The sequence below is a fragment of the Methylobacterium mesophilicum SR1.6/6 genome (genome assembly GCF_000364445.2).
GTDB classification, from domain to species: domain Bacteria; phylum Pseudomonadota; class Alphaproteobacteria; order Rhizobiales; family Beijerinckiaceae; genus Methylobacterium; species Methylobacterium mesophilicum_A.
Genome location: NZ_CP043538.1, coordinates 2,019,342 through 2,033,900, shown reverse-complemented (window position 1 = coordinate 2,033,900; position 14,559 = coordinate 2,019,342). Strand labels below are relative to the sequence as shown.

Sequence of the window (14,559 nt, the reverse complement as noted above, 5' to 3'; positions counted from 1 at the left end):
CCCCTTGCGGGGAGGGGTCAGGGGTGGGGGTGGTTCAGGATCGAGCGGTCCGGTGCCTTCTGCACCACCCCCACCTCCAACTCCTCCCCGCAAGGGGGAGGAGAGAGCGCCTCGGCCTACGAAGTGTGAATATCAGCTCTGCGGGGAAGGGAGATGCGGTGGAGGCCGTATCGCCCTACCCCGCCGCCGGCTGCCCCTCCGGCTCCAGGTAATCCTGCACCGGCTGCGCCGTCCCGCCGCGCATCAGCACGTAGAGGAACGGCACCAGCAGCAGCGTCGCCGGCGTCGCGAAGGCGATGCCGCCCATCACGGCGCGGGCGAGGGCGGCGTTCTGCTCGCCCCCCTCGCCGGTGCCCAAGGCCATCGGGATCAACCCCAGAAACATCGCCGAGGCGGTCATCAGCACCGGCCGCAGCCGGGTCTCGCCCGCCGTGATCGCCGCCTCCAGGGCGCCGCAGCCCGTCTCCTCCCGGTGCTCCTTGGCGAAGGTCACGAGCAGGATCGAGTTCGCCGAGGCGATGCCCACCGACATGATCGCCCCGAAGATCGACGGGATCGAGAAGGTCGTGCCGGTCACGAACAGCGCGAAGGTGATGCCGCAGAACGCCATCGGCAGGGCGGCGATGACCACGAACGGGTCGCCCCAGCTCTGGTAGTTCACCGCCATCAGCAGATAGACGGCGATCAGCGCGATGCCGAGGCCGATCTCCAGCCGGAAGAAGGCCGAGCGCATGTTCTCGATCTGACCGCGCACCGCGATCTTGTCGGGCGCCTCCAGGTTCTTCTGCTCGTCCTGCACGATGGCGTCGATGTCCCGCGCCACGGATCCGAGATCCCGGTCCTGCACCGCGGCGTAGATGTCGAAGGTCGGCTGGATGTTGACGTGGCTGATCATGGTCTGCGTCGGCGTCCGGCGCAGGTCGGCGAGGCTGGAGAGAAGCGTCAGCACCCCGGGGCCGGAGCCGGAGGTCGCGGCCGCGCGCACGAACATCGGCGTGTTGCGCAGGTCGTTCAGCGAGCTGTTGCGGTACTCGGGCGTCTGCACCCAGAGCTGATAGGGGATGCCGGTCTTCGGATCGGGCCAGAAGTTGGGCGTCACCTGGTAGCTGCCCGAGAGCGAGATGTTCATGTTCTGCGCCACCTGCTGCTCGGTCAGGCCGAGTTCGGAGGCGAGGCGCCGGTCGACATCGACGTAGAATTGCGGCTCGTTGACGATCTGCTGCAGGTGGACGTCCACCAGTCCCTTGGTGTGCTTCAGCCGCTGGACGATGCGCTGGGCGACCTCCAGGTCCTTCTCCTTGTGCCGCCCGGAGACCTGCACGTCGATCGGCGTGATGACGCCGAAGTTCAGGATCTGGGTGATCATGTCGGCGGGCTGGAAGTAGACGACCATGTCGGGGAAGCGCTTCATCAGCACCGCGCGCAGCCGCTTGGTGTAGCCCGCCGCCGAGCCGTGGCCCTCCTTGAGGCTGATGAGCATCTGCCCGTCGTTGTAGGAGACGAACGAGCCGTCCGAGAACGCGAAATTGTAGTTGTTCGACGGCAGGCCGAGGTTCTGGAGGATCTGGTCGACCTCGCCGGGCGGGATGACCTCGCGGACCGTGTCCTCGACCTCGGCGAAGACCTGCCGGGCGGTCTCGATACGCATGCCGGTGCGGGTGCGCAGATGCATGGTCATCTGGCTCGCCTCGATCTGCGGGAAGTAATCCTGCCCGACGAAGGTGAACAGCACGCCGGTCATCCCGAGCACGAAGCCGGCGACCCCCAGGGTGACGATCCGGTGGCGCAGTACCGCGTGCAGCAGGCCGACATAGCTCCTGTGAAACCGCGCGAACCCGCGCTCGAAGGCGCCGTGGATCCGGCCGGCGAGCCGCATCACCGGGGCGCCGATCAGGCCGACGGCGCGCGCGATCCGGCCCCGCCGCGGCGGCTCATGCTCACTCCGATCCTTGGCGTGCTTCTGCCGGTATTCCGGCGCCACGATCACGTCGATGAGCAGCGGAACCAGGGTCCGGGACAGCAGGTAGGAGGTCAGCATCGCGAACACGACCGCGAGTGCCTGCGGGGTGAACAGATACTTCGGCGTGTCGGTCAGGGCGAACACCGCCGTGAAGGCCGCGCAGATCGCCAGCGTCGAGATCAGCGCGGGCTTGGCGATGCCGGCGGCGCCGTGCACCACGCTCTCGCGGAACTCCTCGCCCTCCTCGAACAGCCGGTAGGTGTTCTCGATCGCCACCGTGGCGTCGTCCACCAGGATGCCGACCGCGAGCGCCAGCCCGCCGAGCGTCATCACGTTGATGGTCTCGCCGAGCGCCGCCAGCACAGCGAGCGAGGTCATCACGCAGAGCGGGATCGAGATCAGCACGATGATCGTCGAGCGCCAGGAGCCGAGGAACAGCAGGATGGCGAGGCCCGTCAGGGCCGCCGCGGTCAGCGCCTCGTGCAGCACGCCCTCGATGGCGTTCGAGACGAAGACCGACTGGTCGAACAGCTGCTTGATCGACAACCCGTCGGGCGCCGCCGCGCGGATCGTCGGCATCGCCGCCTTGACGTTGTTGACGACGTTCAGCGTCGAGGCGGTGCCGTTCTTGATGATCTGCATCAGCACGGCCTGCTGGCCGTCGGCGCTGACCACGTTGACCTGCGGCGGGCCACCGTCGCGGACATAGGCCACGTCGCGCACCAGCACGGGCTGGCCGGCCACCACCTTGATGGGCGCGGTGTTGAGGGTCTCGATCGAGGGCGGCGTGGCGTTGAGCTGGACCGGGTATTGCTGCTCGCCGATCTTGGCGAGGCCGGACGGCACCGTCAGGTTCTGGGCCGTCATGGCGTTGGTGACGTCGAGCGGCGTCAGGCCGAGCGCCTGCAGGGCGTTGAGGTCGAGATCGACCATGATCTGCCGGGGCGCGCCGCCGAAGGGCGACGGCAGGGTCGAGCCCGGCACCTGCGCGAGCGTCTGGCGGATCCGGTACTGGGCGTAGTCGTAGACCTCGTTGAGGCTCTGCTTGGCGGAGGTCAGGGCGAGCTGGATCACCGGCACCGAGGAGGCCGAGTAGCGCACGATCACCGGCGGCTGCGTCCCGGGGGGCATCACGGCGCGGATCGAGTTGGTGGAGGAGACCACCTGGGCGATGGCGAGATCGAGGCTGACCGAGGGGTCGAAGTAGATCCGCTGGACCGCCGTGCCCTGGAGCGTCGTCGACTCCATGCGGCGGATGTTGTTGACGTTGTTGGAGATGCCGTACTCGGCATAGGTCGTGACGCGCTGTTCCATCTCCGGCGCGGACAGGCCGGTATAGGTCCAGACCACCACGACGACCGGGATGTCGACGACCGGCAGCACGTCCTTCGGCGTGACGATGATGGCGCCGACGCCGCCGAGCATCATCAGCACGGCGAGCACGTAGGTCGTGATCCGGAACTTGAGCGCGTAGAGGACGAGGCCCATGCGGTCTCCGCCGGCCGGCGGCGAGCCGGCAACTCCGCGTTGTGTACCGGCGAGCCGCTACACCCGGACTGTTTCGCTATCACGTCCGGGCAGGCAAGAGGCGGGCCGCGTCGCCGCAGGGCGGCGTGTCTCCCACCGAACGGATCGATCCCAACCTCGCCCTCAGCGTGAGGTGCCGGAGCGCAGCGCAGGCCTCGCAGGAGACCTGCAGGGATCGCGCAACCGGCTGTGGAGGGTTCCTTCGAGGCCCGCTGATGCGAGCACCTCAGGACGAGGCGCGGCTGGAACGCGTCTCGGCCCTGGGACGCCGCGCCTCCCGGATCAGCGCAGCAACGCCGTCTTATCGACCTGCAGCGCGCCCGCGATCTCGTCGAGCGCCTTGTGCTCGACCTCGCTGATGCCGTCGATGTCGGCCACGTCGGCGCCGATCAGGAACACGTCCTGGCGCTGCTCGATCGGCCGCTCCGCGATGGCACCGACCTGGCGCAGGTTCTCCAGCCGCCCGGCGCGGGTCTTGGCCCGGGCGATGGCTTCGTAGAGTTCCTGCTCGACGCGCAGCGTGTCGTAGGACTTCTCGAGGATCGGGTTGGCGCGGATGCCGCTGATCGCCGACTCGATCTCCTCCTCGCCCACATCCCCGTCCGCGACGATGACGTTGGCGGCCGACGAGACCGCGGCCTGCAGGAAGACCGCGTCGCCCGCATACGACATGATCGTGCGGCCGAAGCGAAGGATGGCGTCCTGGAAAATGCTCATGCCCACCTCCTGTCAGGTCGGAGATGGCGGATATTGTGGCGGCCGAGTCAAGATGCGGCCGAGCTTAAGCCTGGGATGTCGGCTTCACGTGGCCGGCTCGTGGCCGGGCCAGTCCCGCCCGAGATGGGCCGCCACGCGGGCCGGTTCGTCCCCCACCGCCACCACCGCGGCCTCCACCTGTTCCACCGGCACCATGAAGCGGCGCGCCCAATAGGCGCGCTCCCAGGCATGGGCGATGTTGACGGCCCTGGGTTCAGGGGGATCCTGCACGCTGTCTTCGGCCATCGGCCCTCCGCGTCTGGCGAGGGCCGGGCGGCCCTCCGGCGGGGAGAACGCCGTTCGGGGCAGATCGGGTCCCCTCAGCAGCAGCGGAAGCCCGAGGTGTTCCCCACCCCGAAGCGGGCGTTCTCGCGATTGCGAAAAAACTCCACCTCGGTCATCGGCGCCCGGTCGGGATGGGTGCGGCGGATGTGCTCGGCATAGGCCGCGTAGTCCCCCTGGCCCACCATCAGCCGGGCGCCGTCGCAGACGCATTTGGACAGCGTCCGGAGGCGGTCCCGCAGGTTCGGCTGCTGCTGCATGCGCCCTACTCCGCCGCGACCATGCGGGGCTCGGTCTCCAGCGCGGTCCAGCGATCGGCGCGCCACGCCTTCAGGCAGGCGGCGATGCCGAAGCCCGCGATGGCGACGACGAGGCCGATGAACAGCGCCGCCAGCACCGCGTCGATCCGGTCGTTGAGGATGATCTGGCTTATCTGGTCGGCGTTCTTGGCCGGGGCCAGGATCTTGCCCTCCGCGGCGGCGGCCGCGTAGCGCTCGGCATGGGCCAGGAACCCGATCTTCGGATCGGCGGAGAAGATCTTCTGCCAGCCGGCCGTGAGGGTACACAGGCACAGCCACGCGGTCGGGATGATGGTCACGAACGCGTAGCGCTCGCGCTTCATCTTGAAGATCACCACCGTGCACAGCGTCAGCGCCACCGCGGCCAGCATCTGGTTCGAGATGCCGAAGAGCGGCCACAGGGTGTTGATGCCGCCCAGCGGGTCGGTCACGCCCTGGTACAGGAAGTAGCCCCAGGCCCCCACCGAGATGGCGGTCGCCGCGATGCTCGGCCCCCACGACGTAGTGTTCTTGAACGACGGGATCGCCAAGGCGACGAGATCCTGCACCATGAACCGGCAGGCACGGGTGCCCGCATCCACCGCCGTGAGGATGAACAACGCCTCGAACAGGATCGCGAAGTGGTACCAGAAGGCCATCATCGCCTTGCCGCCGATGGCCGACGAGATGATGTGGGCCATGCCCACCGCGAGCGTCGGCGCGCCGCCGGCGCGGGAGATGATCGTGTGTTCGCCGACGTCGGCGGCGGTCTGGCTGATCACCTCCGGCGTCGTAGCGAAGCCGAGCTTGGTCACGGCCGCGGCCGCGGTCTCGGGCGTGGTGCCGATGAGGGCCGCGGGCGAGTTCATGGTGAAGTAAACGCCGGGGTCGATCACGCAGGCCGAGACCAGCGCCATGATCGCCACGAAGGATTCCATCAGCATGCCGCCGTAGCCGATGAAGCGCGCGTCGGACTCGCTGGCGATCAGCTTCGGGGTGGTGCCCGACGAGATCAGGGCGTGGAAACCCGAGACCGAGCCGCACGCGATGGTGATGAACAGGAACGGGAACAGGCTGCCGGCCCAGACCGGGCCGGTGCCGTCCACGAACTTGGTGATCGCCGGCATCTGCATGTGCGGGGCGACGAAGGCGATGCCGAGCGCCAGCCCGACGATGGTGCCGATCTTGAGGAAGGTCGACAGGTAGTCGCGCGGGGCCAGCAGCAGCCAGACCGGCAGGATCGAGGCGACGAAGCCGTAGCCGATCAGCATCCAGCAGAGCTGCGGGCCCGTGAAGGTGAAGGCCGGGCCCCAGACCGGGCTCGCCGCCACCGAGCCGCCGGCCATGATCGCCAGCATCAGCAGGACGAAGCCGAGGATCGAGACCTCGCCGATCTTGCCGGGGCGGATGTAGCGGGAATAGACGCCCATCAGCATGGCGATCGGGATCGTCGACATCACCGTGAAGGTGCCCCAGGGGCTCTCGGCGAGCGCCTTGACGACGATCAGCGCCAGCACGGCGAGTAGGATCACCATGATCAGGAAGGTGCCGAACAGGGCGATGATGCCCGGCACGGTGCCGAGCTCGGCCCGGATCAGCTCGCCGAGCGAGCGCCCGTCCCGGCGCATGGACACGAACAGGACCATGAAGTCCTGCACGGCGCCGGCGAGGACCACGCCGGCCAGGATCCAGAGCATGCCGGGCAGATAACCCATCTGGGCGGCCAGCACCGGGCCGACCAGCGGGCCCGCGCCCGCGATCGCCGCGAAGTGGTGGCCGAACAGGACGCCCCGGTTGGTGGGCACGTAGTCGAGCCCGTCATTGTGGCGCACCGCAGGCGTCGCGCGCTTCGGGTCGAGCTGCATCACCTTGTCGGCGATGAACTTGGAATAGTAGCGGTAGGCGATCAGGTAGACGCAGACCGCGGCGACCACGATCCAGAGGGCGTTGATGGTCTCGCCGCGCTGGGTCGCCACGACCGCCAGCGCCGCGGCGCCGAGCGCGCCAACGAGGGCCCAGGGCCCATGCCTGCCGAGCGCCGTACCCATCATTCCGCCTCCCTGACCGAACGCCTCGCGCGCGAGGGCCACGGGGGCCTCCGGCTGGGACTCGCGGGTCCCGGGCTACACGGGCGGTTTATCCTCTTCGTCCGACGTTGACGCAAGCGATCCGAGCTGTGATGCAGCTCTGGCGGCGGCACGACGCCCAATCTGTCACATCGGGTCTCCGGCACGGCCCCGCCCAGCGTCGCGGGCCTGCGGCCGAGTCCCGTCCCCGCCTGCCGTGAGCGAAGGAAGAGCGCCGGCGCGATCCGGCCCTGCGAGGAGCGGACAACCATGGCGAAGGTCGCATTCCTGGGTCTCGGCGTGATGGGCGGCCCGATGGCCGGCCACCTCGCCAAGAAGGGTGGCCACGACGTCACCGTCTACAACCGCACGACCCCCAAGGCGGAAGCCTGGGTGAAGACCTATGGCGGCGCCTTCGCGCCCACGCCCCGGCAGGCCGTCGAGGGCGCCGAGATCGTGTTCGCCTGCGTGGGCAACGACGACGACCTGCGCAGCGTCGTGCTGGGCGACGACGGGGCGCTCGCCGGCATGAAGCCCGGCGCGGTGTTCGTCGACCACACCACGGCCTCGGCCGAGGTCGCCCGGGAGCTCGCCGCGGCGGCCGAGGCCAAGGGGCTCGGCTTCATCGACGCCCCGGTCTCCGGCGGTCAGGCCGGCGCCGAGAACGGCGTGCTCACCGTCATGTGCGGCGGCGACGCGGCGACCTACGCCAAGGTCGAGGCGGCGATCGGGTCCTTCGCGCGGGCCTGCCGGCTGATGGGTCCGGCGGGGGCCGGCCAGCTCACCAAGATGGTCAACCAGATCTGCATCGCGGGCCTCGTCCAGGGCCTGTCGGAGGGCGTCCACTTCGCCAAGCGGGCCGGCCTCGACGTCGAGGCGGTGCTCGACGTGATCTCCAAGGGCGCGGCCGGTTCCTGGCAGATGGAGAACCGCGGCAAGACCATGAACCAGGGCCAGTTCGACTTCGGCTTCGCGGTCGACTGGATGCGCAAGGATCTCGGCATCCTGCTGGACGAGGCCCGCCGCAACGGCGCCAAGCTGCCGGTCTCGGCGCTGGTCGATCAGTTCTACGCCGAGGTGCAGGCCATGGGCGGCAACCGCTGGGACACGTCGAGCCTGGTCGCGCGGCTGGAGCGCTGAAGGCTCTTTTCGCGGTCAGGAAGAGACGGAGGCAGCTCCGCGCGCTCCCTCTCCCCTCTGGGGGAGAGGGTGGCCCCCGAAGGAGGTCGGGACGAAGTCCCGCGGGGGGAGCGACGGTGCAGAACGTAGCGTCGCGCCGCGTGAAGGCCTGCCCTTTCCCGACCCCGGGTTCCCCCCCTTGCGGGACTGCGTCCCGGCCCGACCTCTGCTTACGCAGGGGCCACCCTCCCCCGCAGAGGGGGGGAGGGCTCCCGCGGAAGCCTCACAGCTCGACCTCCGCCCCCTCGGGATCCATCCACCACCACCCCTCCCCCATCTGGTGGCGGAACCACGTGAACTGGCGCTTGGCGTAGGCGCGCGTATCCGCCTGCCCCCGCATGATCGCCTCTTCGAGGCTGATCGCCCCGTCGAGATGGGCGATCAGGCCCGGCACGCCGTGGGCCCGCATCACCGGCAGCATCGGATCGAGTTTTCGCGACCGCAGGCGGGCGACCTCGTCCAGCGCGCCCTCCGCGATCATCGCCCGAAAACGGGCGTCGATCCGGGCGCGCAGCACCGCGCGGTCGGGCGCGAGGAAGATTTTTTGGAGCTTCCATCCGGCGAGCGGACCCGGCACCGGGTCGCCGAAGAAGCTCGCGATCGGGCGGCCGGTGGCGGAGAAAACCTCCAGGGCGCGCATCACCCGCATCCGGTCGCTCGGACGGAGCCGCGCCGCGCCTTCGGGATCGTGCCGGGCGAGCGCGGCGTGCAGCGCCTCGGTCGGGCGCCCCTCGGCCTCCGCCCGCACCTGCGCCCGCACGGCGTCCGGCACCGGCGGCAGCTCAGAAAAACCCTGCTCCAGGGCCCGGAAATACAAGCCTGTCCCGCCCACGAAGACCGGCAGGTGACCGTCGAGCGTCGCGAGCAGCGCCGCCGCGTCCCGCGAGAAGTGCCCCACGGAGTAGTTCACGCCACCGTCGACATGGCCGTAGAGCCGGTGGGGCACCCGCGCCTCCTCGTCCGGCTCGGGCCGGGCGGTGAGTCGGCGCAGATCGGCATAGACCTGCATGGAATCGGTGTTGACCACCACGCCGCCGTGGCGCTCCGCCAGCCGGGCGGCGAGCGCCGACTTGCCCGACGCGGTGGGCCCTGCGATGAGGATCGCCGCCGGGCGCCCCCCGGCCTCTCGGTCTGGCAAGGCGAACCTCCACGATGCTGGTCGCGGTCCTGATAGCAAACTCGGATCGGCCGTCCATCACCGACGCGGTGCTGGCCGAGACCCGCGCCGTGCTGCGGACGGAGCACCAGCCGCGGATCCTGCACGGGGAGATCGCCGCCGAGGTTCTCGTCCCGGGCGAGGCTGCCGCGGCGGCCTCCCTCACGGAGCGGCTGCGGACCGCGCTGGCCGGCGAGCCGATCGACCTTGCCGTCCTCCCCGCCGACGCGCACCGGCGCAAGCGCCTGTTCCTGGCCGACATGGATTCCACCATGATCGAGCAGGAATGCATCGACGAGCTCGCCGGGACGCTCGGCCTCAAGGACCACGTGGCGGCGATCACCGAGCGGGCGATGCGCGGCGAGATCGCCTTCGAGCCGGCGCTCCGCGAGCGCGTCGCGCTCCTGAAGGACATTCCCGTGGAGGCGGTCGACGGGCTGATCGCCGAGCGCCTCACGCTGACGCCGGGCGGCCGCACGCTCGTCCAGACGATGCGGGCGCACGGCGCCCGAACCTGCCTGGTCTCGGGCGGCTTCACCCTGTTCACCGGCCCGATCGCCGCGACGATCGGCTTCCAGGAGCACCGGTCCAACGTGCTGGGCGTGGCGGACGGGCGGCTCACCGGCGTCGTGGAGGACCCGATCGTCGGCAAGGCGGAGAAGCGCGCGGCCCTGATCGAGCTGCGCGGAACGCTGGGGCTCGGACCCCCGGACACGCTGGCGGTGGGCGACGGCGCCAACGACCTCGACATGCTGCAGGAGGCGGGCCTCGGCGTGGCGTTCCGGGCGAAGCCCGCGGTCGCGGCCGCGGCGCAGGTCCGCGTCGAGCACGGGGACCTCACCGCGCTCCTGTACCTCCAGGGCTATGCGGCGGCGGAGTTCGTGGGGTGAGCGCTCAGTGGATGGTCCGGGTCAGGGCCACCACGGCGCCGAGCACGGCGAGCGTCTGAAAGCCGATCGCGCCGACGAGCCAGCGCACCGTCTCGACCTTCGCGGCGGCGATCGCGCCCTTCACGGTCTCGATGTCAGCCTTGGTCGTGAGCCGCAGCGCCTCGATGTCGGCATGAGTCTGGACCTTCAAGGTCTCCAGTTCGCCGCGGACAAGCCGAATATCCGCTTGCACCTCACGAATGTCGGCCTTCGTGGCGAGGTTTCCGTCGAAGACATCGACCAGCGCGTCGGCCAAGCCCTCGGCCTGCTCCGGCGACAGCTTGGCCTTCTCCCGCAGCGCGCGGGCGAACTTCAGGGTGTCGAACGCAACGGCCGTCATGGGTCCAGGATCGTCCGAGCCGCACCGACTCGCAGCACCAGTGTGCCGCCCCACGGCGCCCCGTCAATGCGAGCTCTCCGAATGCACGAGGGCCGCCGCTCCGCGAGGAGCGGCGGCCTTCGACGTTGCGGATGATGCCGCTCAGTCGAGCCCGATGGCCACGAAGCGCACGTCGCCCGTCGCGCTGGCCACCAGCAGCAGAACCGACTTGCGTCCGTCCTTCTTCAGGGCGTCGACGCGCTTGGTCACGTCGGCCGGGCTGCTCACCGCCTCCTGGCCGACCTCGACGATCACCTCGCCGGGCTGGATCCGCTTGTCGGCCGCCGTCGAGTTCGGATCGACCCGGGTGACGACCACCCCCTTCACGGTGTCCTTGATGGAGTACTTCTTGCGCAGCTCGTCGGTGATGCCGGAGAGGTTGAGGCCGAGCGCCTGACGGGTCGCGCTCTCGGGTTCCGGCTGGCGCAGATTGGCGAGCTGCGGCTTGTCGCCGTCCTCCAGGCGGCCGAGGGTGACGGGCTTCGTCACCTCCTCGCCCTTGCGCATGACCACCACGTCGACCTTCTGGCCCACCGGCGTCGAGGCCACGATCCGCGGCAGGTCGCCTGAGGCCTTCACCGGTGCGCCGTTGAACTTCAGGATCACGTCGCCGACCTCGATCCCGGCGGTCTTGGCCGGCCCCTTCTCGTCGACGCCGGCCACCAGCGCGCCCCGCGGCCCGCCCTTGAGGTTGAGGGCCTCCGCGGTGGCGTCGTCGACGTTCTGGATGCGCACGCCGAGCCAGCCGCGGCGGACCTCGCCGAAGTCGCGGAGCTGGTCGATCACGGGCTTGGCCGTACCCGACGGCACCGCGAAGCCGATGCCCACCGAGCCGCCGGTCGGCGACAGGATGGCGGTGTTGATGCCGATCACCTCGCCGTCCATGTTGAACAGCGGACCGCCCGAATTGCCCTTGTTGATGGCCGCGTCGGTCTGGATGTAGTTGTCGTAGGGTCCGGACTCGATGTTCCGGCCCCGGGCCGAGACGATGCCGGCCGAGACCGAGCCGCCGAGGCCGAACGGGTTGCCGATGGCGATGACCCAGTCGCCCGGCCGCATCTTGTCGGAATCGCCGAACGGCACGGCCTTGAGGGGCCGCTCGGCCGTGGGCTTCACCCGCAGCACCGCGAGGTCGATCTTCGAATCCTTGCCGACGATCTCGGCCTTCAGCTTCGTGCCGTCGTGCAGGATCACCTGGATGTCGTTGGCGTCGCCGATGACGTGGTTGTTGGTCACCACGATCCCGGACGCGTCGATGATGAAGCCGGAGCCCAGGGAGTTGGACTTGCGCTGCTGACGCGGCGTGTCGTTGTCGCCCCGCTCCCCGCCACCGCCACCGCCACCGCGGCCGCCGCGCCGGTTGAAGAATTCCTCGAACAGGTCCTCGAACGGCGTGCCGGGCGGCACCTGCGGTCCGGCGCGGTTGCTGCGCGCCTCGACCGTGGTGGAGGCCGAGATGTTCACCACCGCGTCGGTGACCTGCTCGGCGAGGTCGGCGAGCGAGGCCGGTCCCTTGGCGAAAGCCGGGACCGGGAGGGCCGCCGTCGCCACCGAGGCGCCGATCAGGATCGACGCCATCAGGGTGCGGGCGCGGGAGCGGGGCTGCGCCTTGGCGCGGCCGAAGGGCGCCCCGTGGGCGCTCGCGACGGGGTGCATGGTCGACCTCTTCAAGAACGCGTTTCCAGGTTTGCGGGCCCGCGACCCGAGATCGGGGCCCGCTTCTTGTCGCGCAAGGTAGTCCTCGAGCGCCGCTCCGCCAACACGCGGCCGGTCAGCGCGCCGCCCCGGTCGTCGACCCCGTGGTCGCGCTCGGATCGGCGGGCCCGCGCGGGGCGCGGGGGGCGGCAGACGCCGCCGCCCGGCCCTGCGGGTCGCTGAAGTACCGGAAGAAGTCCGAACTCGGGCTGATCACCAGACGCGTGTCGGATCCCTTCAGCCCCACCTCGTAGGCCTGCATCGACCGGTAGAAGCTGAAGAAGTCCGCATCCTTGCCGAACGCCTCCGCGAGGATGCGGTTCTTGTCGGCGTCGCCCTGACCGCGCAGCTGCTCGGATTTCTGCGTCGCCTCGGCGAGGATGACCGTGACCTCGCGATCCGCCTTGGCGCGGATCGTGGCGGCGATCTGGTCGCCGTTGGCGCGGATGTCGGCGGCCTCGCGCTCGCGCTCGGTCTTCATCCGCTTGTAGACCGCGGCCGAGTTCTGCGCGGGCAGATCGACGCGGGTCATGCGCAGGTCGACGATCTCGATGCCGAGCGCCTTGGCCTGCCGGTTCACGTCCTCCTGGATCTGGTGCATCAGCTGGCCGCGATCGGTCTTCACGATGGCGTCGCGGGTCGAGCGGGCCAGCACGTTGCGCAGGCTCGAATTGGTGAAGCTCGCGAGCCGCTGGTTGGCCAGCCCGATATTGCCCACCGCCTGATAGAACCGCAGCGGATCGAGGATCCGGTAGCGGGCGAAGGCGTCCACCTCCAGGTTCTGCCGGTCGGCGGTGAGCACCGTCTGCACCGGCAGGTCGAGGTCGAGGACCCGCTTGTCGAAGATCACGACGTTCTCGACGAACGGGACCTTGAAGTAGAGGCCGGGCTTGTCCTCGCCGGTGGCGTTGAGCACGGCGCGGACGCGGCCGAACTGCAGGACCAGCGCCTGCTGCATCTGGCCGACGGTGAAGATCGAGGCGTAGAGGCCGATCGCCACGATCGCCGCGATGGCGATCAGGCCTGTGCGGAGCGCCTGTTTCATCGGGCGGCTCCCGTCTGGCTCTGGGCGCGGGCGCCGAATTCGGAGAGCGGCAGAACCGGCAGCACGCCGGCCGCGCTCGCCGTCCCGGGCTGCGCCCCGTTCTGGTCGATGATCACCTTGTTCACGGAGCCCAGAACCTTCTCCATCGTCTCCAGGAAGATCCGCTCGCGGCTGACGGCCGGGGCGGCCTTGTAGGAGGCGTAGACCTCGCTGAATCGGGCCGCCTGGCCGGTGGCGTCGGCGGTCGCCTTGGTCCGGTAGGCCTCGGCCTGCTGGACGATCTGTGACGCCTTACCGCGGGCCTGCGGCACCTCGCGGCTCGCGTAGGTCTTGGCCTCGTTCTGCGCCGTGTCGGCGTCCTGCTGGGCGGCGTTCACGTCGATGAAGGCGGGGCGCACCTCCGGCGGCGGGTTCACCGAGACGAGCTGGACCACCTCGATGCGCACGCCGGCGCCGTACTCGTCCAGCGCCTTCTGGACCATCTCCTTGACCTCCTGGGCGATGCTCGACTGCTCGTTGGTGAGGATCGCCTGGATGTTGCGGCGGCCGATCACCTCGCGCATCGCGCTCTCGGAGATCGCCTTGATGGTGCCCTCCGGGTTCTGGAGGTTGAACACGAAGTCGGAGGCCTTGAGCGGGTTGACCCGCCACTGCACCTCGAAGTCCAAGTCGACGATGTTCTCGTCGCCGGTGAGCATCAGGCTCTCGTCCGGGACGTCGCGGTTGCGGCCCTGCCCGCCGGGACCGGCGCGGAAGCCGATCTGGATCGAGTTCTGGGAGCCGACATCCGGCTTGACCACGCCGCCGATCGGATAGGGGAAGTTGTAGCGCAGGCCCTCGCCCTTCGTGCCGACGTAGCGGCCGAAGATCGTCTCGATTCCGACCTGGCGCGGGTAGACGGTGTAGAAGCCGGTGGCGAGCCAGATCGCCACGGCGAGCGCCGCGATCACCGCCGCGCTGCGGCCGCCGCCGACACCCGTCGAGCCGCCGCCGCCGTAGCCGCCATTCCCGCCGCCGCCGCCCGGAATCAGGTTGCGCAGACGGTCCTGTCCGCGCCGGAGCAGGTCCTCGAGGTTCGGCGGCGTCTTGCCGCCGCCGCCGCCACCGCCCCAGGGACCGCCGCCGTTGCCGCCGGGCCGCCCCCACGGGCCCCCGCCGCCGCTCTGATTGCTCCAAGGCATCCTAGCCGTCGTCTCCCGCCTGTCCGCGCCCGGCCTGTATCCCGGACGGCGCCCCGATGCGCGCGCCGATGCGCGCCCCTTGCCTGAACGGCCACGCTCGCCCGCCTAGTCCCGTCCGCCGGCAGA

At 69.9% G+C, this 14,559-nt stretch carries 12 protein-coding genes; 2 read left to right on the top strand and 10 right to left on the bottom strand.

Features of this window, described 5'->3' with window-relative positions:
- Positions 1 to 175 precede the first annotated feature (175 nt).
- The 5 genes from MMSR116_RS09565 to MMSR116_RS09545 all read right to left on the bottom strand — a co-directional run bounded on the left by MMSR116_RS09565 (position 176) and on the right by MMSR116_RS09545 (position 6,851).
- Positions 176 to 3,448, bottom strand: coding sequence for an efflux RND transporter permease subunit (locus tag MMSR116_RS09565; RefSeq protein ID WP_010684909.1), 3,273 nt, complete (start codon positions 3,446 to 3,448; stop codon positions 176 to 178).
- Between the two features lie 321 nt (positions 3,449 to 3,769).
- Positions 3,770 to 4,204: a tellurite resistance TerB family protein gene (locus MMSR116_RS09560; RefSeq protein WP_010684908.1), complete on the bottom strand. Its 435-nt coding sequence runs from the start codon at positions 4,202 to 4,204 to the stop codon at positions 3,770 to 3,772.
- Between the two features lie 84 nt (positions 4,205 to 4,288).
- Complete coding sequence (locus MMSR116_RS09555) at positions 4,289 to 4,489, bottom strand: DUF3606 domain-containing protein (RefSeq protein ID WP_010684907.1); 201 nt, start codon at positions 4,487 to 4,489, stop codon at positions 4,289 to 4,291.
- A gap of 74 nt (positions 4,490 to 4,563) precedes the next feature.
- The gene (locus MMSR116_RS09550; protein ID WP_010684906.1) at positions 4,564 to 4,785 is read right to left on the bottom strand and encodes a YbdD/YjiX family protein; all 222 of its coding nucleotides are present in this window, start codon (positions 4,783 to 4,785) and stop codon (positions 4,564 to 4,566) included.
- Between the two features lie 5 nt (positions 4,786 to 4,790).
- Positions 4,791 to 6,851, bottom strand: a complete 2,061-nt coding sequence (locus tag MMSR116_RS09545) for a carbon starvation CstA family protein (protein WP_039893784.1) — start codon at positions 6,849 to 6,851, stop codon at positions 4,791 to 4,793.
- A 288-nt stretch (positions 6,852 to 7,139) separates the two neighbouring features.
- Between MMSR116_RS09545 and MMSR116_RS09540 the strand changes: the two genes are divergently transcribed.
- Positions 7,140 to 8,009, top strand: a complete 870-nt coding sequence (locus MMSR116_RS09540; RefSeq protein WP_010684904.1) for an NAD(P)-dependent oxidoreductase — start codon at positions 7,140 to 7,142, stop codon at positions 8,007 to 8,009.
- Between the two features lie 262 nt (positions 8,010 to 8,271).
- Here MMSR116_RS09540 and miaA read toward each other — a convergent pair whose 3' ends face one another.
- A complete protein-coding gene (gene miaA, locus MMSR116_RS09535; protein WP_010684903.1) occupies positions 8,272 to 9,186 on the bottom strand; it encodes a tRNA (adenosine(37)-N6)-dimethylallyltransferase MiaA in 915 nt (304 codons plus the stop codon).
- Positions 9,187 to 9,200: 14 nt separating this feature from the next.
- Between miaA and serB the strand changes: the two genes are divergently transcribed.
- A complete protein-coding gene (gene serB / locus MMSR116_RS09530) occupies positions 9,201 to 10,094 on the top strand; it encodes a phosphoserine phosphatase SerB (protein WP_010684902.1) in 894 nt (297 codons plus the stop codon).
- A gap of 4 nt (positions 10,095 to 10,098) precedes the next feature.
- On the opposite strand, the gene MMSR116_RS09525 is transcribed toward serB, so the two are convergent.
- From MMSR116_RS09525 to hflK, 4 genes are all read right to left on the bottom strand, one after another.
- Positions 10,099 to 10,473 carry a hypothetical protein gene (locus tag MMSR116_RS09525; protein ID WP_010684901.1) on the bottom strand — a complete coding sequence of 125 codons (375 nt, stop codon included), beginning with the start codon at positions 10,471 to 10,473 and terminating at the stop codon, positions 10,099 to 10,101.
- A gap of 141 nt (positions 10,474 to 10,614) precedes the next feature.
- Positions 10,615 to 12,168 (bottom strand): DegQ family serine endoprotease, encoded by a 1,554-nt coding sequence (locus MMSR116_RS09520; protein WP_010684900.1) that lies wholly within the window; start codon positions 12,166 to 12,168, stop codon positions 10,615 to 10,617.
- Between the two features lie 115 nt (positions 12,169 to 12,283).
- Positions 12,284 to 13,252 carry a protease modulator HflC gene (gene hflC, locus MMSR116_RS09515; protein WP_010684899.1) on the bottom strand — a complete coding sequence of 323 codons (969 nt, stop codon included), beginning with the start codon at positions 13,250 to 13,252 and terminating at the stop codon, positions 12,284 to 12,286.
- Complete coding sequence (gene hflK / locus MMSR116_RS09510) at positions 13,249 to 14,433, bottom strand: FtsH protease activity modulator HflK (protein WP_010684898.1); 1,185 nt, start codon at positions 14,431 to 14,433, stop codon at positions 13,249 to 13,251. The genes hflC and hflK overlap by 4 nt, the downstream gene beginning before the upstream one ends.
- Between the last annotated feature and the right edge of the window lie 126 nt (positions 14,434 to 14,559).